Source organism: Mesorhizobium sp. LNHC221B00, from assembly GCF_000502935.1.
Lineage (GTDB): Bacteria > Pseudomonadota > Alphaproteobacteria > Rhizobiales > Rhizobiaceae > Mesorhizobium > Mesorhizobium opportunistum.
The window spans coordinates 155,810-179,189 of sequence record NZ_AYWR01000012.1 but is presented as its reverse complement, the minus strand read 5'-3'; the positions used below and the strand labels follow the sequence as shown (position 1 = coordinate 179,189).

16 protein-coding genes are annotated in these 23,380 nt (G+C 63.4%); 8 read left to right on the top strand and 8 right to left on the bottom strand.

Features of this window, described 5'->3' with window-relative positions; all coding sequences use genetic code 11:
• Positions 1-118 precede the first annotated feature (118 nt).
• From X741_RS149820 to X741_RS149835, 4 genes are all read left to right on the top strand, one after another.
• Entirely contained in the window at positions 119-586 is a 468-nt protein-coding gene (locus tag X741_RS149820) for an Hsp20 family protein (protein ID WP_013893124.1), read from the top strand.
• A 310-nt stretch (positions 587-896) separates the two neighbouring features.
• Positions 897-1,382, top strand: a complete 486-nt coding sequence (locus tag X741_RS149825) for a spore coat U domain-containing protein (protein WP_013893125.1) — start codon at positions 897-899, stop codon at positions 1,380-1,382.
• 38 nt (positions 1,383-1,420) lie between these two features.
• On the top strand, positions 1,421-2,152 hold the full coding sequence (locus X741_RS149830; RefSeq protein ID WP_023778526.1) for a fimbria/pilus periplasmic chaperone: 732 nt from the start codon (positions 1,421-1,423) through the stop codon (positions 2,150-2,152).
• A 20-nt stretch (positions 2,153-2,172) separates the two neighbouring features.
• Positions 2,173-4,539, top strand: coding sequence for a fimbria/pilus outer membrane usher protein (locus tag X741_RS149835; protein WP_156937909.1), 2,367 nt, complete (start codon positions 2,173-2,175; stop codon positions 4,537-4,539).
• Between the two features lie 25 nt (positions 4,540-4,564).
• Here X741_RS149835 and X741_RS149840 read toward each other — a convergent pair whose 3' ends face one another.
• Positions 4,565-5,491, bottom strand: a complete 927-nt coding sequence (locus tag X741_RS149840) for a spore coat protein U domain-containing protein (RefSeq protein ID WP_023778524.1) — start codon at positions 5,489-5,491, stop codon at positions 4,565-4,567.
• A 153-nt stretch (positions 5,492-5,644) separates the two neighbouring features.
• Positions 5,645-6,697, bottom strand: a complete 1,053-nt coding sequence (locus X741_RS149845) for a low specificity L-threonine aldolase (RefSeq protein ID WP_023778523.1) — start codon at positions 6,695-6,697, stop codon at positions 5,645-5,647.
• A 495-nt stretch (positions 6,698-7,192) separates the two neighbouring features.
• Between X741_RS149845 and gltB the strand changes: the two genes are divergently transcribed.
• Together gltB and X741_RS149855 are read left to right on the top strand one after the other, a co-directional pair.
• Positions 7,193-11,929: a glutamate synthase large subunit gene (gltB, locus tag X741_RS149850; protein WP_023778522.1), complete on the top strand. Its 4,737-nt coding sequence runs from the start codon at positions 7,193-7,195 to the stop codon at positions 11,927-11,929.
• A 142-nt stretch (positions 11,930-12,071) separates the two neighbouring features.
• Positions 12,072-13,526 (top strand): glutamate synthase subunit beta, encoded by a 1,455-nt coding sequence (locus tag X741_RS149855; RefSeq protein WP_023778521.1) that lies wholly within the window; start codon positions 12,072-12,074, stop codon positions 13,524-13,526.
• Here the strand turns inward: X741_RS149855 and X741_RS149860 are convergent.
• Positions 13,523-14,749 (bottom strand): DUF459 domain-containing protein, encoded by a 1,227-nt coding sequence (locus X741_RS149860; protein WP_023765815.1) that lies wholly within the window; start codon positions 14,747-14,749, stop codon positions 13,523-13,525. The two genes, X741_RS149855 and X741_RS149860, sit on opposite strands and share 4 nt — an antisense overlap.
• Positions 14,750-14,870: 121 nt before the next feature.
• Positions 14,871-16,094 carry a lytic murein transglycosylase gene (locus X741_RS149865; protein ID WP_023778520.1) on the bottom strand — a complete coding sequence of 408 codons (1,224 nt, stop codon included), beginning with the start codon at positions 16,092-16,094 and terminating at the stop codon, positions 14,871-14,873.
• Positions 16,095-16,304: 210 nt separating this feature from the next.
• Here X741_RS149865 and galU point away from each other — a divergent pair, with 210 nt between their 5' ends.
• Complete coding sequence (gene galU / locus X741_RS149870; protein WP_023765813.1) at positions 16,305-17,210, top strand: UTP--glucose-1-phosphate uridylyltransferase GalU; 906 nt, start codon at positions 16,305-16,307, stop codon at positions 17,208-17,210.
• 160 nt (positions 17,211-17,370) lie between these two features.
• Here the strand turns inward: galU and X741_RS149875 are convergent, their stop codons facing one another.
• Positions 17,371-19,185, bottom strand: a complete 1,815-nt coding sequence (locus X741_RS149875) for an outer membrane beta-barrel protein (RefSeq protein WP_031250187.1) — start codon at positions 19,183-19,185, stop codon at positions 17,371-17,373.
• Between the two features lie 248 nt (positions 19,186-19,433).
• On the opposite strand from X741_RS149875, the gene X741_RS149880 reads away from it, so the two are divergent.
• Entirely contained in the window at positions 19,434-20,435 is a 1,002-nt protein-coding gene (locus tag X741_RS149880; RefSeq protein ID WP_023778518.1) for a KpsF/GutQ family sugar-phosphate isomerase, read from the top strand.
• 155 nt (positions 20,436-20,590) lie between these two features.
• Here X741_RS149880 and X741_RS149885 read toward each other — a convergent pair whose 3' ends face one another.
• The 3 genes from X741_RS149885 to X741_RS149895 all read right to left on the bottom strand — a co-directional run bounded on the left by X741_RS149885 (position 20,591) and on the right by X741_RS149895 (position 23,362).
• Complete coding sequence (locus tag X741_RS149885; RefSeq protein ID WP_023778517.1) at positions 20,591-21,055, bottom strand: NfeD family protein; 465 nt, start codon at positions 21,053-21,055, stop codon at positions 20,591-20,593.
• A gap of 23 nt (positions 21,056-21,078) precedes the next feature.
• Entirely contained in the window at positions 21,079-22,029 is a 951-nt protein-coding gene (locus tag X741_RS149890) for an SPFH domain-containing protein (RefSeq protein WP_013893138.1), read from the bottom strand.
• A 121-nt stretch (positions 22,030-22,150) separates the two neighbouring features.
• Positions 22,151-23,362, bottom strand: coding sequence for an FAD-binding oxidoreductase (locus tag X741_RS149895; RefSeq protein ID WP_023778516.1), 1,212 nt, complete (start codon positions 23,360-23,362; stop codon positions 22,151-22,153).
• Positions 23,363-23,380 lie beyond the last annotated feature (18 nt).

Below are 23,380 nucleotides of genomic sequence, written 5' to 3'. Positions count from 1 at the left end.
CGCTCCCCAAATGTGGTTTGCGGTCGCCAATGTCGGGGCCGCTGGTCCTCTCGAAACGCCGCTCGCGGGTTTCGCACCGGCCATACGCAAACCATGTTGCTCAACAGGAGAACACCTCATGCGTCACGTTGATTTTTCCCCGCTTTATCGTTCGACCGTCGGGTTCGACCGCCTCTTCACCATGCTCGATTCGCTTGCGCAGCCTGATGGCGCGCAGACCTATCCGCCTTACAACATCGAGCGCACCGGCGAGGATTCTTACCGGATTTCGATGGCGGTTGCCGGCTTCTCGGATGAGGAAATCTCGATCGAAGCCCATCGCAACGTGCTGACCGTGAAGGGTGAGCGCAAGGACGAGGGCACCGGCGAAGGTTCCGAGTTGCTCTATCGTGGTATTGCCTCAAGGGCTTTCGAGCGCCGCTTCCAGCTTGCCGATCACGTTGAAGTCGTCGGCGCCGCGCTGAAGAACGGCCTGCTCTTCGTCGACCTCAAGCGCAACATCCCCGAGGAGCTGAAGCCGCGCAAGATCGCGATCACTTCGGCTCCGGCCAAGGCCAAGCAGATCGAGGCCAAAACCGCCGCCTAACAAGACGGCTGCCTGACGCATAAAGTTAAAGTCTCCTCCCGAGACGGAAGCGGCGCCGAAAGGCGTCGCTTTTTTGCGTTTGCTGGGTGGATGTGAAAAGGTGGCTTTGCCCTGACGCTGCTCGAATGCGGCAGCGGGATACCTCTTTTTGCCCTCGGGAGGGGCCGAGCACGAATTGGTTTAGCTTTCTCTAAATAAGTAATATCTTGTTAAGCAAGATCGAACATATTTTGGCGGGGCTCAATCGCGGGCACATGCTTCCAATCCCGCCTCGTCTTCTCCTGGGACCATCGAAAAAGGACCTCGCCGGATGTGGCGGAAAACAGCAGCGTGCCTGGCGATCCTGGCAATTACCGGCGGCGAGGCGCGCGCCACGACAACAACCGCTTCCATGGCCGTGCAGATGACGATCACCGCGTCCTGCACCATCAACAGCGCGTCAACCCTGAACTTCGGCTCGTCCGGCGTCATTGCGGCCAATGTCGACCAGACGTCCACGGTCCAGGTTCAGTGCACGAACACGACTCCATACAATGTTGGCCTGGACGCGGGCACCGGATCGGGCGCGACCGTCGCCGCCCGCAAGATGACCAATGGTGCCGCCACGATTACCTATTCTCTCTATAGCGACAGCGGCAGAACGACCGTCTGGGGCAACACCATCGGGACAAATGCGGTTTCGGCGACCGGTTCCGGCGCCGCGCAAAACTTTACCGTCTATGGACGCGTGCCGGCGCAATCAACGCCTGCGCCAGCTGTCTATACAGACACCGTGACCGTCACGGTAACCTACTAAAGTCGGCCTCATTGACGGTCGACGCCATGGGGGTGGCAATGAATTGGGCAAGGCTGGCTTCGGCCCTGGCGGGGGCATTGCTGTTCGGCGCTGTGCAGGTCCGTGCGGAGTCGCTTCAGGTGCAGCCCGCTCTGGTCGATGTCGTCGCGCCGAGCGCGGCGTCGACCATTACGCTGCGCAATGAGGGGACGACGCCGACCAACGTGCAGATTCGTGTTTTTCGCTGGTCGCAGGTCAATGGCGAAGAATCCCTTCAGCCCACGGATGATGTGGTTGCCTCGCCTCCTGCCGTCACGCTCCTGCCGGGTACCGACTATGTTGCCCGCATCGTGCGAGTGGTCAAGCGACCGGTTGCGACCGAGGAGGCCTATCGCCTGCTCGTCGACGAGCTTCCAGACGCCAGTCGGGCCAAGACAGGCACGGTGAGGCTGCTGGTTCGCCACTCGATCCCAGTCTTCTTCGGTTCGCAGGCAAGAACGCCACCCAGCTTGGACTGGACGATATCGAGACAGGACGGCCGTTTGATCGTTTCAGCCCACAACAGGGGCGGTACCCGCTTGCGCATCTCCGCACTCTTGCTACGCGACGTCAGCGGGCACAAGATTTCATTCGGCGGGGGTTTGGTCGGCTATGCGCTCGGCCAGTCGACCATGCGGTGGGCGGCACCGGCCAGCGGGCGCAAATTCGCCAGCAAGGGCTCGGTCTCGATCTCGGGCCAAGGCAATGATGGCCCGATCAATGCCGTGGCGCCGGTTGTCGCCGCGCCGTGAATGCGGCTTGGCTCCTGACATTGTCGATATTGGTTGCCACGCTGATACAGTCCAATCGAGCGGACGGAGCGGCGCAGCAGCTTCAGCTCGAAGTCTTCATCAACGGCGCCGCCACCAACCAGATCGCGGCATTCGAGTCTTTCGACGGCCGGCATCTCGGCGCCGCTCCCGACGAACTGCGCGCTTTGGGACTGGACCTCGGCAAGCAAGCCCGACCTCGGGGAGCCATCGTCATGCTCGACACCGTGCGGGGGCTGGGCTACCGCTACGAAGAGCGGGAGCAACGCATTTTTCTGACGATCAATGATGGCCTGCGCGGCATGATATCCTATGACGCCGCGCCCGGCCGGGAGGCTTCCCCTGACGTTCGAGCGGGGTTCGGCGGGGTTCTCAACTACAATTTGTTCGCGGCATCGCGGCAGGAGCCCGACGCCAGTGGCTTCGCCTTCAGCGGCGCTTCCACCACCCTCGATGCACGGGCCTTTTCGCCGGTCGGCACCTTGGGCCAATCGGCGATCCTGCGGCTTGAGGACAACGGCCGCGCCGATGCATTGAGGCTCGATACCGCCTACACTTATTCCGACCCGGCAACGCTAACCACGTACCAAGCTGGCGATGCGATTTCCGGCGGGTTCGCCTGGACCAGGCCGATCCGCATCGGCGGGCTTCAGGCGCGCCGCGACTTCGGCCTTCGCACCGATCTGATCACCCAGCCGCTTCTATCGGCGAGCGGCAGCGCGGCGGTGCCGTCGACGGTCGACGTCTATGTCAACGAGTCGAAGACCTATTCGCACCCCGTCAACACCGGACCGTTCCAGATCACAGATATTCCCGTCACCACCGGCGGTGGGCAGGCGGTTATCGTCTTGCGCGATGCGGCCGGCCGTGAAACGCGCACGAGCGTGCCGTTCTACGCCTCGCCCAACCTACTGAGGCCGGGGCTCTTCGACTTCTCGCTGGAGGCAGGCCTGCCGAGGTTGGGATACGCGACGACGTCCGACGCCTATGCCGTCAACCAGCCAGTCCTGTCGGCAAGCCTGAGAAAGGGCATCTTCGACTGGCTGACGCTCGAAGCCCACGCGGAGGCCAGCAGCGGCCTGCTCAACGGTGGTCTCGGCATAGTGACGCGCACCGGTTCGCTCGGCGTCGCTTCCTTCGCGGTGGCCGGCAGCCATGGCGCGGCGGGCGGCGGGCTGCAGTCCTATGCCTCCTATAAGATCAGAATCGGGACCCTCAGTGTAAACGCCAGTTCGCAAATGATGTTCGGGTCCTATGACGATCTCGCCTCGGTGAGCGACCGTCTTCAAGACGGCGGAACGTCCGGCCAGGCCTTCTTCAGGCTGCTATCCTTCGACCCCATGGCCGTGGGTGCGTCGACCCGATCCAGGCCCCCGAAGATGGTCAACAGCATTTCCTTCGGAACGCCGCTGCCCTTCGACAGTGGCAGCATTAGCGCAAGCTACATCGATCTGACGCCGGCCAGCGGTGAAGGTTCCAGGATACTCACCGCTTCCTATTCGCGGGCGCTGCCATTCGGCTATCTCAACGCGACCGCCTTCGCCGCCCTTGGCGGGCGACGGAATGCCGGCCTCTTCGCCGGCCTGTCGATCCCGATCGGCGGCAATGTAATGGCTTCGACGGCCATTTCAGCCGACAAGCACGGTGTCGATGTGATTGCCGATGTGAGCAAACCGCTCGGCGAGGACCCGGGCAGCCTTGGCTGGCGGACGAGCTTCAGTCAGGACGGGTCCGCCGAGGGCTCCGCGGCAGTCTCCTATCGTTCCTCCCATGGGCATGCCGAGGCCGGCGTCGGCCGTTCAATCTCGGGCACAGCGGCGACAGCCCAGTTCGACGGGGCAATCGCAACGATGGGTTCCGGCATTTTCCTGACAGACCGGATCGACGACAGTTTCGCCGTTGTCGAGACGGGTTTGCCGGGTGTCGGCGTGCTTTTCGAGAACCGGCCGGCCGGCGTCACCGACGCGAAAGGAAGGCTTCTGGTGCCGAGCCTGCGCTCCTATCAGCGCAACAAGATCGCCATCGACACGACCAATCTGCCCGTCGACGCCGACGTCACGACCACGCAGGATATCATCGCGCCAGCCGACCGGGCTGGCGTGCGGGTCGATTTCCGAGTTCGCACCGACGTCAGCGCCGCGGTCCTCGTCTTGTCGGGGCCGGACGGACAGCCGCTCGAGGTCGGGTCGCACGGCACGGTCAACGGCACGCAGGACTTCGTCATCGGTTACGACGGACGCGCTTATGCGAAAGCACTGGCGCGAAACAACACTGTCGTTGCCGAGACCGCCAAGGGTTCGTGCCGCGCCTCATTCGGCTACATGACAAAAGCAAACGAGCAAGTGGTCATCCCGGTTGTCTGCCGCTAATCCTGGATCGGCTGTCTGTGGGTCATCAGTACGTAACCGTCACGACGATTGTGTCGGTGTAGGCTCCGGGCGCGGGCGTCGTCTGCGCGGGCGCGCGGGCGTATACGGTGTATGGTTGATCGAGCCCGGTGCCGGTGCCGCTAGCGGTGTCAATGCCGATCGTGTTTCCCCAGACACTGACCCTGCCACTGTCGCTGTAGAGCGAATAGGTCACGGTCTTTGCGCCGCTCGTCATCTTGCGGCTGGCAACCGTGGCACCGGAGCCGGCGCCGGCGCTCAGTCCGATATTGTACGGCGTCGAGTCGGTACAGCGAACGGTGACCGAACCGGTCGAATCGACATTGGATGCCAGCACTCCGACGGAGCCAAAGTTCACGTTGGTGGCCGAGACGTTGCAGTTCGCGTTGATTGTCGCGGTCCAGGTGGAGCCGCTGGACGTGGCTTGCCGGCTGCCTGTCGGACACGTCGAGGCGGTCTTGTAATCATAGCTGGCAGCCGGTGCGGTGGTCATGGTCCAGACATACGATCCGGGTCCAGCGGCGGTCTGGTTGGAGAATACTCTGCCGTAAACGGTCAACGCGGTGCCGGCGCTGCCCGAGGAACCCAAAGCAAGATCGTAGGTCGCCCCAATGGGATAGAGCCCGTAACTGGTCGTGGCCAGACCCCAGGACCCCCAGATCGTCGTTCGCGACGCGTCGCTGTAGAGCTCGTGGACCAATCGCTCGGACCCGGAAGCCAGCCTGCGGTTGCCGGCCGCGTTGGTCTGGCCAGGTGAAAGTTCGACGCAAAGGCGCACGGTCTGGTTGGCTGTCCCGGTGCAGTTGATCGAGAAGGTTGCCGTCGTGTCATCAACGGCTCCGCTCAGAATGTCCACCACGCCGTACGATCCGTTGGCGGCCGTGACGGAGCAGCTCTGGGACCAAGCCCCTTGCAGGCTGCAAGCGAGGATCATTGTGACCAGCGCTGCTCGCAACTGAATTGTCCAGCGAAGCCAATGGTATCGCCAATGATGTATGAACCCTGATCCGCTGCCTTCCACCTTGGTCCGCTTATCAAGGTCCGAGGCCAATTCAAAAACGGGGCGTGTCGCAGCCATTTTGCCTGCTTATCCGGCCAGGAGCTGGCCAAAGCGATCGACTTCCTCGGTCGTCGTGGCAAAGCTGGTGACGAAGCGGTAGAGCAACTCGTCCTCGCCGATATGGCCGTCGAAACCATGCGGCTTGTGCCAGTCGTAGAAGGCGGCGCCCGCCGCCTGCAGCCTGTCGGCTTCTGTCTTCTTGATCACCGCGAACACCTCATTGGCCTGCGGCAGCCAGGCGAGCTTCGCTGTCTGCGAGTCCTCGATCGCCGCCGCGAGACGCGCGGCCATGGCGTTGGCGTGCCGGGCCGTGTCGAGCCACAGCCCGTCCTTGAAATAGGCCTCGAATTGCGCCGCCACGAAGCGCGACTTCGAAAACAGCTGCGCGGCGCGCTTGCGCAGAAAGGCCATTTCCCTGGCGCGGTCGAGGTCGAACAGCACGATCGCCTCCGCGCACCAGCAGCCGTTCTTGGTACCGCCGAAGGACAGGATGTCGACGCCGCGTTTCCAGGTCATTTCGGCCGGCGTCGTGTCGAGCGCGGCCAGCGCGTTGGCAAAGCGGGCGCCATCCATATGCAACGGCACGGAACGTTGCTTGGCGATGGCCGCGATCGTCTCGATCTCTTGCAGACCGTAAATGGTGCCGACCTCGGTCGACTGGGTGATCGAAACGGCCATCGGCCGACCCCAATGGACGATCTCGGGCGCGAAGCGGCCGATGGTCCGTTCCAGATTGTGCGGGTCGATCTTGCCCAGGGGGCCGTCGACGGCATGAAGCCGCGAGCCGCCGGAAAAATATTCCGGCGCGCCGCACTCGTCTTCGATGACATGCGATTCGCGGTGGGCGAAGGAAATGCCGCCGGGCTTGTTGTAGGTGGTCAGCGACAGCGAGTTGGCGGCGGTACCAGTTGCGACGAAGAACACCGCGACCTCGCGTTCGAAAATCTCGCTGAAGCGCCGGTAGACCGCCTGGTCGAGGGCGCCGTCACCATAGGCGGTGGAAAAGCCGCCGGCCGCGGCCGACAGGCCGGCGACGATATTGGGATGGGCGCCTGCCCAATTGTCGGAAGCGAAGAACATGTATCTGCCTGTGCTGGGGAAATCAGCGCGAAGTTGACCGGTTTCGCAAGCCGACCGCAAGGGCCAGACGCCGAAAAAACCACCGGCCCGATCAACTTGTCAGTGTGGCGGCTGGCGACTGAAGCTTACGTTTTCGGCCACCCTCGCGACATTTTCTGTCGTGTAAGGCCCAAGTTTTTTGTGAATCGGTCTTGTGTGCGTCGGGGAATTCTGCCATAAAAATTTAGGACAGTAGTGCTGTCTTATTTTGTCGCACAAAACAGGCTGGATTGGCGTAACATATGGGCCTCTCCGGCTGTTGCCGCGAGCGACAGGTGGACGGCCAGACTCTGGCCTGTACGATACCAGATGCGGACCATGCGAAAAGCCGCATGATCCGGCAAGGATTTCGCAAGACGTGCCGCAAGGATCAGGGTGAGCAAGACGCTTGCCGAGGCAAATTAGCGACCGAAGAAATGGCCAGCGCCCGAAGGGCTGGGAACGGAGGACAGGACAATGACGGACATGACGCTTGCTGCGACGAACGGCCAGGCCGCGCAGACGAAAGCGGCTACCGTCAAAACTACGCCTCGATCCAACATCGGCCGAACCGCCAACGGTTTTGCCGCCCAGGGCCTCTACGATCCGCGCAACGAGCATGACGCCTGCGGCGTCGGCTTCATCGTCAACATGAAGGGCGTGAAGTCGCACCAGATCGTCAAGGACGGCCTTGCCGTGCTCGAAAACCTGACGCATCGCGGCGCCGTCGGGGCCGATCCGCTGGTCGGCGACGGCGCCGGCGTGCTGGTGCAGCTTCCGGACCAATTCTTCCGTGAGGAGATGGCGGCCCAGGGCATCGAACTGCCGCCTTCTGGCCAATATGGCGTCGGGCACTGGTTCATGCCGCAAGACGCCGCTCTTCGTGCCCATGTCGAAGAGATCATTGCCGAATCGGCGCAGTCCGAGGGACTGCCGCTCATCGGTTTCCGCGACGTGCCCGTCGACAATTCATCCCTGTCGAAGGCGGCTGACATCGTGGCGTCCGAGCCGTTCCATCGGCAGGTCTTCATCGGCCGCACGGCGGATATTCCCGACGACGAGGAGTACGAGGCCAGGCTTTACCTGCTGCGCAAGGTCATATCGGGCCGCATCTACGCCGAGAACGACAACAAGGACATCGGCGCCTATTGCGTGTCGCTGTCGGCGCGCACCATCGTCTACAAGGGCATGTTCCTGGCCTATCAGGTCGGCGCCTACTACAAGGACCTCAAGGACCCGCGCTTCGAGACCGCGTTGATCCTGGTCCACCAGCGCTTCTCGACCAACACCTTCCCGTCGTGGAAGCTGGCGCATCCCTATCGCATGGTCGCCCACAATGGCGAGATCAACACGGTGCGCGGCAACAACAACTGGATGGCGGCCAGACAGGCTTCCGTCGATTCCGAGCTGTTCGGCAACAACATTTCGAAGCTGTGGCCAATCTCCTATGACGGCCAGTCCGACACCGCCTGCTTCGACAATGCGCTCGAATTCCTGTTCCAGGGCGGCTACAGCCTCAGCCATGCCATGATGATGCTGATCCCGGAAGCCTGGGCCGGCAACAAGCTCATGGGGGCCGACCGCAAGGCTTTCTACGAGTACCATGCAGCCCTTATGGAGCCATGGGATGGACCGGCTGCGGTCGCCTTCACCGACGGCCGCCAGATCGGCGCCACGCTCGACCGCAACGGACTGCGCCCGGCACGCTATATCGTTACCAACGACGACCGCGTCATCATGGCCTCGGAAGCCGGCGTGCTGCCGGTGCCGGAGGAGAAGATCGTCAAGAAGTGGCGGCTGCAGCCCGGCCGCATGCTTCTGATCGACCTTGCCAAGGGCCGCATCGTTCCCGACGAGGAGATCAAATCGGAGATCGCGACCAAGCATCCCTACAAGACCTGGCTTGCCAACACGCAGCTGATCCTGGAAGATCTGAAGCCGGTCGAGCCGCGCGCGCTGCGCAAGGATGTCAGCCTGCTCGATCGCCAGCAGGCGTTCGGCTACACCCAGGAAGATACCAAGCTGTTGATGTCGCCGATGGCGACCACCGGCCAGGAAGCCGTGGGTTCGATGGGCACCGACACCCCGATCTCGGCGATGTCGGACAGGTCGAAGCTGCTCTACACCTATTTCAAGCAGAACTTTGCCCAGGTCACCAATCCGCCGATCGACCCGATCCGCGAGGAGCTGGTGATGAGCCTGGTGTCCTTCATCGGTCCCAGGCCGAACATCTTCGACCTGGTCGGCAATTCGCGCCGCAAACGGCTCGAAGTGCGCCAGCCGATCCTGACCAATGGCGATCTGGAAAAGATCCGCTCGATCGGCCATACCGAAGACCGCTTCGACACCAAGACGATCGACATCACCTACGGGTCGAGCGAGGGCGCTGCCGGCATGCAAGGCGCCATCGACAGGCTCTGTGAGCGAGCGGAGGCGGCGGTCGCCGGCGGCTACAACATCATCATCCTGTCCGACCGCCAGCTTGGCCCGGACCGGATCGCCATCCCGGCACTGCTGGCGACGGCAGCCGTGCATCACCACCTGATCCGCAAGGGGCTGCGCACCTCTGTCGGCCTCGTCGTGGAATCCGGCGAGCCGCGCGAAGTGCACCATTTCTGCTGCCTTGCCGGTTACGGCGCCGAGGCGATCAACCCCTACCTCGCCTTCGACACGCTGCTCGACATGCACAAGCGCGGCGAGCTGCCGGAGGAGGTCGACGCCTACGAAGTGGTGTCGCGCTACATCAAGTCGATCGGCAAAGGCATCCTCAAGGTGATGTCCAAGATGGGCATCTCGACCTACCAGTCCTATTGCGGCGCGCAGATCTTTGACGCGATCGGGCTGAAGTTCGACTTCGTGCAGCAATATTTCACCGGCACCGCGACGCTGATCGAAGGCGTCGGGCTGGACGAGGTCGCGGCCGAGACGGTCAGCCGTCACACGGACGGTTTCGGCAGCGACCCGGTGCTGCGCAACAGCCTGGATGTCGGTGGCGAATATCTGTTCCGCATGCGCGGCGAGGCGCATATGTGGTCGCCCGACGCGGTCGCCACCTTGCAGCATGCCGTGCGCCAGGGCTCGTGGGAGACGTTCAAGGACTATTCCGCGCAGATCGACAGCGAGACGGCGCGCGCCCAGGCCATTCGCGGGCTGTTCAAGATCAAGCTGGCTGAGGAGACCGGGCGCAAGAAGGTCGCGCTCGACGACGTCATGCCGGCTGCCGATATCGTCAAGCGCTTCTCGACCGGGGCGATGTCGTTCGGCTCGATTTCGCGCGAAGCCCACACCACGCTGGCGCGCGCCATGAACCAGATCGGCGGCAAGTCGAACACCGGCGAGGGCGGCGAAGAGGCTGACCGCTATCTGCCGCTGCCCGGTGGCGGCAAGAACCCGGAGCGCTCGGCGATCAAGCAGGTCGCTTCCGGCCGGTTCGGCGTGACGGCGGAATATCTGGTCAATTCCGATGTCATGCAGATCAAGGTCGCGCAGGGTGCCAAGCCCGGGGAGGGCGGCCAGTTGCCCGGCCACAAGGTCGACGCGACCATCGCCAAGGTCCGGCACTCGACGCCCGGCGTCGGCCTGATCTCGCCGCCGCCGCATCACGACATCTATTCGATCGAGGATCTGGCGCAGCTGATCTACGACCTGAAGAACGTCAATCCGGCGGCCGACGTGTCGGTCAAGCTGGTGTCGGAAGTCGGTGTCGGCACGGTCGCGGCGGGTGTCGCCAAGGCACGCGCCGACCATATCACCATCTCGGGCTATGATGGCGGCACCGGCGCCTCGCCGCTGACCTCGCTCAAGCACGCCGGTTCCCCGTGGGAAATGGGTCTGGCCGAGACGCATCAGACGTTGGTGCTGAACGGCTTGCGTTCGCGCGTGGCGCTGCAGGTCGATGGCGGCCTGCGCACCGGGCGCGACGTCATCATCGGCGCGCTGCTCGGTGCCGACGAGTTCGGCTTCTCGACCGCGCCCTTGATCGCCGCCGGCTGCATCATGATGCGCAAGTGCCACCTGAACACCTGCCCTGTCGGCGTCGCGACGCAGGATCCGGTGCTGCGCAAGCGCTTCAAGGGCACGCCCGAGCACGTCATCAACTTCTTCTTCTACGTCGCGGAAGAGGTGAGGGCGCTGCTCGCCGAAATGGGCTTCACCCATCTCGACCAGATCATCGGCGACACCGACCTTCTGGAAAAGCGCGACCTGATCGTGCACTGGAAGGCGCGCGGGCTCGATTTTTCGAAGATGTTCTACAAGCCCGACGCCCCGCATGAGGCGGTGCATTGGACCGAGCGGCAGAAGCATCCCATCGACGATGTGCTCGACCGCAAGCTGATCGAGTTGGCCAAGCCCGCGCTGGAGGCCAAGCAGCCGGTCCAGATCGAGGTCGGCATCCGCAATGTCGACCGTTCGACGGGTGCCATGCTGTCGGGCGAAGTCGCCAAGCGCTTCAAGCACAAGGGGCTGCGCGAGGACACGATCCAGGTGAAGCTGACCGGCACCGCCGGCCAGTCGTTCGGCGCCTTCCTGGCGCGCGGCATCTCGTTCGAGCTTGTCGGCGCCGGCAACGACTATGTCGGCAAGGGGCTGTCGGGCGGCCGCATCGTCATCCGGCCACCGGAAGAAGCCAAGATCGTCGCGGCCGAGTCCATCATCGTCGGCAACACGGTGCTCTATGGCGCAACAGAGGGCGAAGCCTATTTCGCCGGCGTTGCCGGCGAGCGCTTCGCCGTGCGCAATTCCGGTGTTGCCGCCGTAGTCGAAGGCGTCGGTGACCATGGCTGCGAGTACATGACCGGCGGCATAGTCGTCGTCATCGGCAAGACCGGCCGCAACTTCGCCGCCGGCATGTCGGGCGGCGTCGCCTATGTGCTGGACGAGGCCGGCGATTTCGCCGAGCGCTGCAACATGGCCATGGTCGAGCTGGAACCGGTTCCGGAAGAAGACGACCTGATGGAAAAGCTGCTGCACCATGGCGGCGACCTCGACCACAAGGGTCGCGTCGACGTCTCGGGCGACATGACCAGCCACGACGAGGAACGGCTTTACCAGCTGATCTCGAACCACGTGCACTATACGGGTTCGGTGCGCGGCCGCGAGATCCTCGACGATTGGACGACGTTCCGGCCGAAATTCCGCAAGATCATGCCGGTCGAGTACCGCCGTGCGCTGATCGAGATGGAACGCATGCGCATGGGCGTTGCCGCCGAATAGATTTTTGCAACGGCCGGGAGGCCCAGGCTTCCCGGCTTCATGTCACCGACAATTTGACCTCTTGCCAAAGGTTGCCATGGCTGCCTCAAGAGGTTAACGGGTGCGGCGAAAACCGCACCATCTGGACAGCAGGAACTGGACTATGGGCAAGGTAACAGGCTTTCTCGAAATCGACCGGCAGGTCCATAAGTACCAGCCGGCCTCCGACCGCATCCGGCATTTCCGCGAATTCACGTTGCCGATGTCGGACAAGGAGGTCGAGAAACAGGCTGCGCGCTGCATGGATTGCGGCATTCCGTTCTGCCACGGGCCGACGGGCTGCCCGATCCACAACCAGATCCCCGACTGGAACGACCTCGTCTACAACCGGGACTGGGACAATGCGATCCGCAACCTGCATTCGACCAACAATTTCCCGGAATTCACCGGCCGCATTTGCCCGGCACCTTGCGAGGAAGCCTGCACGCTGAATCTCGAGGACATTCCGGTTGCCATCAAGACGGTGGAGCAGGCGATAGCCGACAAGGCCTATGAGACCGGTCATATCAGGCCCTATCCGCCGGAGAAGAAGACCGGCAAGCGGGTCGCCATCATCGGTTCGGGTCCGGCCGGCATGGCAGCCGCCCAGCAGCTTGGTCGCGCCGGCCACGACGTTCACGTCTATGAGCGCGAAAGCCGTCCAGGCGGGCTGATGCGCTACGGCATCCCCGACTTCAAGATCGAGAAGCACTATATCGATCGCCGCATCGAGCAGATGCAGGGCGAGGGCGTGACTTTCCATTGCGGCGTCAATGTCGGTGTCGACAAGTCTGTTGCCGAACTGCTCGCCGAACACGATGCCGTGCTCTATTGCGGCGGTTCGGAAACGCCGCGCGCGGCCGGCATTCCCGGTGACGATCTTGGCGGCGTGCATGACGCCATGCCCTATCTGGTGCAGCAGAACCGCCGCGTCGGCGGCGAGCCGATCCAGTCGGTGGCCTGGCCCTCGCATCCGATCATCGCCGGCGGCCAGCATGTGGTCGTCGTCGGCGGCGGCGATACGGCCTCCGACTGTGTCGGCACGGCTTTCCGGCAGGGCGCGGTGCGCGTCACCCAACTCGACATCCGCCCGCAGCCGCCGGAGAAGGAAGACAAGCTCGCGGTCTGGCCCTACTGGGCGACCAAGATGCGCACGTCGTCCTCGCAGGCCGAAGGCGCCGAGCGCGAGTTCCAGGTGGCGACGCTCGAGTTCATCGGCGAGGAGGGCCAGCTGACCGGCGTCAAATGCTGCGAAGTCGACGAGAAGCGCCAGCCGATTCCCGGCACCGACTTCGTCATCCGCGCCGACCTCGCCTTCATCGCCATCGGCTTTGCCGGGCCGACGACGGCCGGTGTGGTGACGGAACTGGAGGGGGAGATGAAGGTCACCACCGACAGCCGCCGCTCCAGGAATGTCGAGGCCAATGACCGCGACTACAAGACCAGCGTCGACAGGCTCTACGCGGCGGGCGATGTGCGCCGCGGCCAGTCGCTGGTGGTCTGGGCGATCCGCGAAGGCCGCCAGGCGGCGCGCTCGATCGACGAGGCCTTGATGGGGACGAGCGTCCTGCCGCGTTAAGGCGCGATCGCCGTCGTCGTGTCAGCCGAGGCGGCCGCAGCGGCGGAGCTTGTCTTGGGCGGCCAGGAAAAATCGTCTGCACGGCCGGGTGAAGCCGCCGGCGCCTTGCCCTCGATCACCAGTCTTTCACCGGGAAGAGCCGGATTGGCCTTTGCCGGCGGCGCGGCGCCGAGCAGTTCGGTGCCGCCGTCGAGCGCCGGATCGCTGAGCAGCATGGGCACGGTGCGGTCGATGACGATGGGTGCGGCGGCCGACGCCGGGGCCTCGACAGGGGCGCCTGCCGGTGCGGCGGCCGGGGCCATGTTTCCGGACGCGGCCAGACCGAGGATCTTCATCAGCGGCTTTTCTGTGTAGAAGGCGAGCTTGCGCTTGCCGGCTTTCGAGACGTTGATGCCGTCATCGGCGCGCAGCCGCACCGGCTGGCCGTTCATGTCGGGGCCGCTGGTGATGAAGGCGCCGTTCTCGTCGACGAAGCCATCCCAGACATCGACGAACTCGCCGCCGTTCTTCTGGGCCGCCGAATGGTAGATGTCGTTGAAGGCCAGCATGTCGGAGGTCATCTTCGCCACCCGGAAGGCCGGCATGCCGACCCAAAGGAACGGCACCTTGGTGCTGGCGATGGCTTTGCCGAGTTCGTCGGTGCGGCGCTCGTATTCCTTGGTCCAGTTCTCGGACCGGGGTTGCTCGCGAACGTCCCCCACCATCATCTGCTGACGGTCGTTGGACCCTAGCATGACGACCACGGCGGCCGGTTTCTCGGTCTCGATCAGCGACTTGATCTGTTCGGGCCAGTTGTAGAAATCGTCGCGCACGAAACCGGACGAACCATTGGAGCGAACGACGATCCTGACGCCGGGATTCTCCGCGAAGGCGGTGTCCAGGCCTTCGGACAGGCCGGCCGCCATGAAGTCGCCGACCACCAGGACGGTACGGGCATCCGGCGCCTTGTCGACCACCGGGGTTTCCGGCTCCGCGGGCGGACGGGGAGCGCGCGGCTTTTTCGCCTTGGGTCTTGCCTTCTGGATGGTCGGCGGCGGCTCAAACCGCTCGCTGCGGCGCGGAAACAGAAGGTCGCGCAACGACCAGCCACGATTTTGCTGCTGCTCCTGCGCCATGGCCGGCGCATGGAAGGCACTGGCAGCGCCGATCACCAGCAGAACGATTGCCAGAATCAGGATCGGCATGCGGCGAACAAGGATCGCGATACGCGCGGCCGAAACCAATCACTCCTCCTCCCCTTGCGCCCACCCCACAAAACGAGCCGGTTTTGGGACCGGGCGCAAGTTCAAAGTAACGTTGCGCCTGGTGCGTCCGCCAAAAACGCACTCGGCGCCGTGGCCGGCTCTATTTTTGCCGGAGCCATTTGAGCACTTCCATGCTCGGATACCCGTCCTGGGTCAAGCCGACCTTTGCCTGATAGGCCATGATGGCGGTCTTCGATCCGTCGCCGATCTTGCCATCGAACTTGCCGTCGTAAAGCCCATGTTGCGAAAGCCGCTTCTGCAGCTCCTGCCGTTCCTCGAAACTGAGCTTGGTGAAAGGCCGCTTCCAATCCTGCACAAGACCGCTGGAGCCGGCGATCTCATCGGCAAGAAGGCCGACGGCGAGGGCATATTTGTCGGCGTTGTTGTAGGCCTTGATCACCGAGAAATTCCTGATCATCAGGAACGCCGGCCCGCCGCGGCCATCCGGCACTTTGAGCGTCGCCTTGTCGGTGAGGTTCTTGAACGGCTTGCCGCTGGCCCTGACGACGCCGAGCGCCTGCCATTGCGCCAGGGTTTTCGAGCCGGCCGGCAGTTTTCCCGCCGGCAAGGCGACTTCATAGCCCCAGGTCTTGCCGGCCTGCCAGCCATTCTTCTTCAACAGATTGGCCGATGTCGCCAGCGCGTCGGGGATGGAATTCCAGATATCGCGCTTGCCGTTGCCGTCCATGTCGACGGCATAGTGCTGGTAGCTGGTGGGGATGAACTGGGTCTGGCCCATGGCGCCGGCCCAGGAGCCCATCAGGTGGCCTTCGTCGATGTCGCCGGTCTGCAGGATCTTCAGCGCCGCGACCAGCTGTGTGCGGGCATATTTGGACCGCTTCGGATCGCCATAGGCAAGCGTCGCCAGCGAACGCACGACATTGCGCATGATGTCGTCGCGCTTGAGGATTTCGCCATAGTTCGATTCCATCGACCAGATGGCCAGCAGAATGTAGCGGTCGACGCCGAACTTCGCCTCGATCCTGTCCAGCCACGGCTTCCACTTTTTCGCCATCTGCTGCCCGACGGCGACGGACTGGTCATGCACGCGGTTGTCGAAATAGTCCCAGGCGGGCGCGGTGAATTCGGGCTGGGTGCGGGCCTTTTCCAGCACCACCGGATCGGGTTCGTTGATACTCCTGAAAGCCTGATCGTAGACAGAGCCGGCAACGCCGCCCGCCACGGCCGTGGCGCGGAAGCCGGCGACCCATTGCCGGAAACCGGCGTCGGCGAAGGCCGGCCCGGCAGGCATCAGCATAGCGAGCGAGAGGCTGGCCGCCGTCATGACGCTGGTGAAACGTTTTGCGGCATTGCGAACGGACATCTCTTCCTCCTTCTCTGTCTCAGGAAAGACCATTCATCGCCGAACCGGGTTATGAATTAGTTTACCATAGGCAATGCCTGGAACGAAAAGACGTCTCGATGCTTTACGGATGGGAGTTTCCCCTCGGTCCTGCCAGTAATCCTCAAATCCGGCGTGAAAATGTCGCCGGACAGGGATTGCGGAGCCAGCCATCAAATGGATAATTGGCGTATGAAGAGAGTTCGCAAGGCAGTTTTTCCAGTCGCTGGTCTCGGCACGCGGTTTCTCCCCGCCACCAAGGCTGTTCCCAAGGAAATGCTGACCGTCGTCGACCGGCCGGTCATCCAGTATGTGGTGGATGAGGCGCGCGAGGCGGGCATCGAACATTTCATCTTCGTCACCGGTCGCAACAAGGCGGTCATCGAGGATCATTTCGATATCCAGTTCGAGCTCTATGACACGCTCGCCCAGCGCGGCAAGGACGAGCAGCTTGCCCGGTTGCAGCGGCTGCAGCCGGCGCCGGGACAGACGAGCTTCACCCGCCAGCAGGTGCCGATGGGGCTTGGCCATGCCGTCTGGTGCGCGCGCGAACTGGTCGGCGACGAGCCGTTCGCGCTGCTGTTGCCCGACATGATCATGCAGTCGGAAAAGAGCTGCATGAAGGAGATGGTCGATCTCTACGCCGAGACCGGCAACAACATCATCGCCGTGCAGGAGTGCGATCCGGCCGAAGCCCATAAATATGGCATTGTCGGCCGGGGCGAACCGACCCATCACGGCTTCCGCATCACCGAAATGGTCGAGAAGCCAAAGACCGGCACCGCGCCGTCGAACCTGTACATCAACGGCCGCTACATCCTGCAGCCCGAGATCTTCAAGATCCTCGAAGGGCAGGAGAAGGGCGCCGGCAACGAGATCCAGCTCACCGATGCGATGCTGAAGCTGGAGAAGCAGCAGGCCTTCTACGGCTACCACTATCAGGGCCGCACCTTCGACTGCGGCTCCCCGGAAGGCTTCGTCGAGGCCAATGTCGCCTTCGCGCTGTGGCGAAGCGACATGAACCACAGCATGGCCGGCGTCATCCGCACGCTTCTCGACGAGATGAAGCCATCAGAGCGGCGCGGGGCAGCATTCTAGGATGTGCTGATATTCAGGTGAGGCCGGCCTGCGAATGGCGGCTTCCTGCGCTTCCGGTACTCACGTACCCAAACGTACGCTCCGTTCCGGTTCTCGGAACCCACCATTCTCGGCGCCGCCTGACCTGAATCTCAACACATCCTTGGCGTTGCAGGCGCCTTCACTGCTGCACCTTCACGCCGAGATAGATGCTGTTGGCGGTGTAGTCGCGGCCTGGCAAATTGCTGGTCAGCTTTTCGGTCCTCACCTTGGTGGTGAGCCCGGCATAGCGGTTCAGCCACCAGGTCAGTCTGGCCTCGGCGCTCAAAATCCTGTCATGGCCGTCGATGCCGACATAGTTGCGCCAGTCGAGGCCCAGGGCCGCGTTGCCGGTGAGGTTGGCACGGATCTGCCGCTCGCCGGTCAGGCGGCCGGAGTAGAGGATATCGCCGCTTTCACCTGCGGTGGTCGTGGTCTCGACGGTGCTGCTGCCGGTCAGGCCGATCATGGTGCCACGCTCGGGCGACCATTTGAGGGCGGCGTTGACGGTGGCGCCTGAAATGGGCTCCAGGCTCTTGTCATCGATCGCTTCGCGCAGCCACCCCGCCGAGAATTCGCCCGAGAGCTTCTCGCCCATGTCGAGCTGCAGGCCGGCACGGGCGCCGAGCCGCGTCGAGGAGCGCTCGAAGCCTTCGTTGTCGATGCGCTGATCGTAGATGCGGCGGCCGACCTCGATTTCGCTGAACGGGGTGAGGGCGGGGGAGATTTCGTAACCGGTGCGCAAAGTCGCCGTATAGAGCGTGTTGTCCTGGTCCTTCTGCGAGAGCGAGGTGCCGTCCGAAAGCTTGGCGTCGCCGTAGAAGTCGTGCGCAACCGCGCCGGTCAGCGTGTACTGCATCTTGCCGACCGCCTTTTCGACGGCAAGGCTGCCGTCGACGGTCTGCCGCAGCGGCTGGGTGCTGACGCCGGCAATGGCGTCCGGCGATGATGCCGATTCCGGCACGGCCTCGTAGCCGAGCTTGGCGATGGCGCGCAACTCGTTGTCGAGGTCGACATTGTACTGGCCTTCGATGCGGCCCTGCGCATTGTGAACGGGATAACCCGACACCGTTTCGCGGAACAGGCCGTAGCCATCAATGACAGCAGAGTTCTCGCGCCAGTCGGAAGTGGCGGAAAAGCGCAGCGCCGTCTCCGACAGCAGCGCCGATTTGCCGGCGCTGCTCGAATCGCCGTTCGACGTGGCGGTCAGGCCCTGTTCGATCGTCGGCCGGATGACGAAGGAACCCCATTTGACGCCGGGGGCGGCGAACGGGTCTTCCTCTGGCTTCCTCTTCTGGCCTTCGATGGCGTCGGTGCGCTCGGCACCGGGGTCGAGCTTTTGCTTGTCGGCGCTGTCGATGGTGCGGACACGGCGGTTGGCCGTCTCCTCGCCCGTGTCCGTCGTATCGGCTGCATCCGTCGTGGAGACCGTCGTTGAAGCGGTGATATCGGTGGACGTCGTTTTTTTCTTCTTTTTCGACTTGTCTGCCGCCTTGTCGGAAGTCTTGTCGGAAGTCTTGGAGCCCGCCTTGGTCTTGTCCTGATCCGCCTTCCCGCCAGTCGATGGACGGCGGCGAGGCTTGGGCGGCTTCGAAGTATCGGCGGAGCTATCGTCGGTCGCCTGCGGCGGGTCGAAAATGCTGCCGGACGCGCTTGCGTCGTTGCTGTCCGTATCGTCAGGCACGGCGCCGGCGCTGGCCGGCAGATAGGTGTCGGCCTGTGCGTCCTGCACGGCGTTGGCCGGTGCCTGCTGGCCCTGTCTTGCCAAGGCAAGCTGCCGCGCCTTGCGCTGCTGGTCGGACAGGATCGCCGATTCGGACACCTCGCCGCGCAGTTCCGTCTCCTGGGCATGCAGCGGTGCCGGGCGCAGCAAGGCAAACATGCTGGTCGCCAGCAGCAAGACGCAGACCGCCTTGCCCTGTCGTCCTGTCGATTTTTCTGGCTGGACCCCGGACATCGCCACCACTGCTTGCGCGGCGCCTTGAGCGCCATACTTACCGAACCGTAAATGGGGATGGTTAACGGAGGGTTGAGACGGGTCCCTTACCGGGTCCCGGACGCCGATTTCGAAAGGGAATCATACCGCCTTCGTTAAGCTTCCTGTTTTCATGCCTGTCGCTGGCCCATTCCGTCTCACAGCCCGGCCGATATCCATGGGTCAATTCTGTTGGACAGGCGGGCGGCAAAGCGCTAATCGCATCACCCATGCATGCGAAATCCCTCGATAAGAAGCCCTTGGACAGGCAGGCGTCGATCGCTTCGGCGCTGAGAACGGTGACGACCGAACAGGCCGGGATCGCAGCCCTGGCCGAAGCGCTGGAGAACGGCCTGGCCGCACCTTTCGCCCAGGCCGTCGAGATGATCTCGAAGATCGAAGGCCGGCTCATCGTCACTGGTGTCGGCAAAAGCGGCCATATCGGTTCGAAGATCGCGGCGACGCTTGCCTCGACCGGTACGCCGGCTTTCTTCGTCCATCCCGTCGAGGCCAACCATGGCGATCTCGGCATGATCGCCAAGGACGACGCCATCATCGCCATCTCGTGGTCTGGCGAGAGCAAGGAGATGCTGGGCATCGTCGCCTATTCCAGGCGCTTCTCCATTCCGCTCATCGCCATCACGTCCGGAGAGACATCGGCGCTGGCGCGGGCCGCCGACGTCGTGCTGCTTTTGCCACGCACCCCGGAGGCCTGCCCGCACGGTCTGGCGCCGACGACGTCGACCCTGCTGCAACTGGTCATTGGCGACGCGCTGGCGATCGCGCTGCTCGAGGCGCGCGGCTTCACGCCGGACCATTTCCGCACCTTTCATCCCGGCGGCCAGCTTGGCGCCAACCTGACCCTGGTCTCGGAGATCATGCGGGTCGGCGACCAGGTTCCGCTGGCTTCGCTCGGCACAAAGATGCCGGAAGCGGTGATGACGCTGTCGCAGAAGAAGGTCGGCTGCGTCCTGATCGTCGACGCCAACGGCGAATTGGCCGGGATCATCACTGATGGCGATGTTGCCCGCAACCTGCACCGTAACCTGGCCGACGTCATCGTCGACGAGGTGATGACCCGCACGCCCAAGACGGTCGACCCGCAGACGCTTGCCGGTACGGCGATCGCGCTGCTCAACGAGCACAATATCGGCGCCCTGGTGGTGACCAAGAACAACATGCCGCTGGGCGTGGTGCATTTCCACGACCTGCTTCGCATCGGCGCCGCCTAAGGTATCGGTATTCAGGTGAGGCCGGCCTGCAAACGACGGCTTTCTGCGCTTCCGGTGCTCACGGACCCAAATGTCCGCTCCGCTCCAGTTCTCGAAAGCCATCGTTTTCGACGCGGCCTGACCTGAATCTCGATACCTTAGCGCAGTCTGAAGATTCAGACCCGCTCCACCGTGAGTTCCAGGTCTGTATCCGCCGCACTCGTGACACGGACCTGCGTGCCGGCCGGCAGATCCGGGCCAGAGACGCGCCACAGCGTATCGCCGAGCTTGATGCGGCCACGGCCGTCCCTGATCGGCTCGGCAAGGGTCGCCATCTTGCCGACCATCTGGGCGCCGCGCCGGTTGAGCAGCGGCTGGTCCGTCGGATCATGGCGCCCGCCGACCAGTTTCTTGCCGACATAGGCAGAGACCAGCGAAAGCGCGAGGAAAGCGAGTACCTGGACCTGCCAAGTCCAGATGGCCACATCCCAGATCAGCAGCGACAGCGCCCCGATGATGAGCGCCGCGATGCCGATCCACAGCATGAAGATGCCCGGCGCGATGATTTCCATCACCAGCAGGACGAAGCCCAGGACCATCCAGCTCCACGGGCCGAGTTCGGAAATGACACGGTCGATCATGGTCTACTCCCAAACCGCAGACATCAATTGTCGCTTGGCTTGACGACGGGCGGGCGTGAAACCTGCCGCTGCGTGCCGGCCGGGCCGTCGCCCTTGAACACTTCCCTGGCGATCTCGCCGATGCCGCCGAGCGAACCGATCAGCGACGACGCCTCGAAAGGCATCAGCACGATCTTGCTGTTGGTGGCCGAGCCGATCTTGCCCAGTGCCTCGGTGTATTTCTGGGCGACGAAGTAGTTCAGCGCCTGCACGTCGCCCTTGGAAATGGCTTCCGACACCACCTGGGTGGCGCGGGCTTCCGCTTCGGCCGAGCGCTCGCGGGCCTCGGCGTCGCGGAAGGCGGCTTCCTTGCGGCCCTCGGCTTCGAGGATCTGCGACTGCTTGAGGCCTTCGGCGGCGAGAATCTGCGCCCGCTTGTTACGCTCGGCGGTCATCTGGCGGCCCATCGATTCGATCAGGTTGGCCGGCGGGTTGATGTCCTTGATCTCGACGCGGGTGATCTTGATGCCCCACGGATGCGCGGCCTCGTCGACGACGCGCAGCAAGCGCTCGTTGATGGCGTCGCGGTTGGACAACAGTTCGTCGAGGTCCATCGAACCCATGACGGTGCGGATGTTGGTCATCGTCAGGTTGAGGATGGCGTTTTGCAGGCCGGCAACCTGATAGGCCGCCTGTGCCGCATTGAGGATCTGGAAGAAGGCGATGCCGTCGACACCGACGATGGCATTGTCGCGGGTGATGATCTCCTGGCTCGGAACGTCGAGCACTTGCTCCATCATGTTCATCTTGGCGCCGATGCGGTCGACGAACGGCGTGATGATGTTGAGGCCTGGGCTCAGTGTCCTTGTATAACGGCCGAAACGTTCGACGGTATAGTTGTAGCCTTGCGGAATTGTCTTGATGCCTTTGAACAGCACCAGCACGACAAGCGCGACCAGCACTACGACCGCAATATCGAAACCACTGAAATCCATTTGGCTCTCCCTCAGAAGCAAGTCGCGCGAGCCATTCCCGCGCAGCCAGCTTCAGCAAAGACTTAAGTGTGTTTCAGCAACGTTACAATCAGGTGATGAGGGATTGTTTGCGGGTCTGCAGCTAGCGGTTGAAGGCAAACAGGCCTGCATCCGTGTCGTCGAAGCCGCCGATGGAGGCTGAGACGATCTCCGAGGCAATCCGCGAGAAGGTGATGCCGTTGCCGCCGTAACCCATCACGGCATGAATGCGCGGGTGTCTCGGAATGGCGCCGATATAGGGCAGGCCGGTGGTCGTGGTGCCGAAGGAACCGGTCCAGGCAAATTCAGGCCTGACGTCGAGACGTGGAAACAGCCGGCTAAGTTTTGCGGCGATGCGCGCGCTCTTGTCGGCGATCAGTTCGTCGCGGCGTGCCTCGTCGATGAAGTCCTCGTCCTCGCCGCCGCAGATGACCCTGCCGTCGGCTGTCGCCCTGGCGTAGAGATAGGGCTCGGATGCTTCCCAGATGAAAGCTGCCTGCGGCCAGAGCTTTCGCGGCTGCGGGCGTGTCGCTATAGCCCAGGTCGAGATGATCCGGTGAGCGGCCGCCGGCACGATGTCGACCAGTTCATAGCCGGTGGCCAGAACAACATGCCGCGCCGTGATCGTCGGGCCACCCTTGGTCGCCACGACCACCGCGTCGGCACTGTCCTCGATCCTTGTTGCCTCGACGGGGGCGTGGAAACATGCCTTGCGCTCCAACGCCTTCAACAGCAGCCCGGCGGTCAGCTTGCGCGGGTCGAGCGCGATATTGCCGTGGCTGAGGATGGCGCCGTCACGGGCGATGCCGTAGCGCTCGGCCAGCTGCTGCGGAGCGAGATACGTTGCGGCGATACCCGCTTGCCGGCGGGCTTCGGTTTCGTCCCGCAGTTCCGAAGTGCTGAGCATGGTGCCGGCCAGATAGAGCGATTGGGTACGGCTCAGGCGGCAGTCGATGGCCAGATCCTCGATACGACCGGCCAGACTGGAAATGGCGAGCCGCGAGCGTCTCCAGGCCTGCTGCGCTTTGGACTCGCCGATCATCTTGATCAACACTGAAAGCGGCTGGTCGAGTTCGAATTCGACCAGTGCCGTGGTCGCGGCGGTCGAGCCTTTCACCGGTCCGCGCCGGTCGATGCAGATCACGGAATAGCCGTCCGCCGTCAGTACTTCGGCCATCATGGCGCCGCTGATACCCATGCCGACGATCAGCACATCGGCCTTGGCGTCACGGGTCAGCGCGGTCGTCGGCACCGCAGGCGCCCGATAGGCGGACCAGACGGGCCGGCCAGTTCTGAGGTCGAGTTGGCGGGGCATCGAACGCTCCGGAAGGTG

Excerpts from the sequence above, each read along its gene's own strand:
- X741_RS149820 (WP_013893124.1), top strand. The coding sequence starts at position 119 with ATGCGTCACGTTGATTTTTCCCCGCTTTATCGTTCGACCGTCGGGTTC.
- X741_RS149825 (WP_013893125.1), top strand. The coding sequence starts at position 897 with ATGTGGCGGAAAACAGCAGCGTGCCTGGCGATCCTGGCAATTACCGGC.
- X741_RS149830 (WP_023778526.1), top strand. The coding sequence starts at position 1,421 with ATGAATTGGGCAAGGCTGGCTTCGGCCCTGGCGGGGGCATTGCTGTTC.
- X741_RS149840 (WP_023778524.1), bottom strand. The coding sequence starts at position 5,491 with ATGATCCTCGCTTGCAGCCTGCAAGGGGCTTGGTCCCAGAGCTGCTCC.
- X741_RS149845 (WP_023778523.1), bottom strand. The coding sequence starts at position 6,697 with ATGTTCTTCGCTTCCGACAATTGGGCAGGCGCCCATCCCAATATCGTC.
- gltB (WP_023778522.1), top strand. The coding sequence starts at position 7,193 with ATGACGGACATGACGCTTGCTGCGACGAACGGCCAGGCCGCGCAGACG.
- X741_RS149855 (WP_023778521.1), top strand. The coding sequence starts at position 12,072 with ATGGGCAAGGTAACAGGCTTTCTCGAAATCGACCGGCAGGTCCATAAG.
- X741_RS149865 (WP_023778520.1), bottom strand. The coding sequence starts at position 16,094 with ATGTCCGTTCGCAATGCCGCAAAACGTTTCACCAGCGTCATGACGGCG.
- galU (WP_023765813.1), top strand. The coding sequence starts at position 16,305 with ATGAAGAGAGTTCGCAAGGCAGTTTTTCCAGTCGCTGGTCTCGGCACG.
- X741_RS149875 (WP_031250187.1), bottom strand. The coding sequence starts at position 19,185 with ATGTCCGGGGTCCAGCCAGAAAAATCGACAGGACGACAGGGCAAGGCG.
- X741_RS149880 (WP_023778518.1), top strand. The coding sequence starts at position 19,434 with ATGCATGCGAAATCCCTCGATAAGAAGCCCTTGGACAGGCAGGCGTCG.
- X741_RS149885 (WP_023778517.1), bottom strand. The coding sequence starts at position 21,055 with ATGATCGACCGTGTCATTTCCGAACTCGGCCCGTGGAGCTGGATGGTC.
- X741_RS149890 (WP_013893138.1), bottom strand. The coding sequence starts at position 22,029 with ATGGATTTCAGTGGTTTCGATATTGCGGTCGTAGTGCTGGTCGCGCTT.
- X741_RS149895 (WP_023778516.1), bottom strand. The coding sequence starts at position 23,362 with ATGCCCCGCCAACTCGACCTCAGAACTGGCCGGCCCGTCTGGTCCGCC.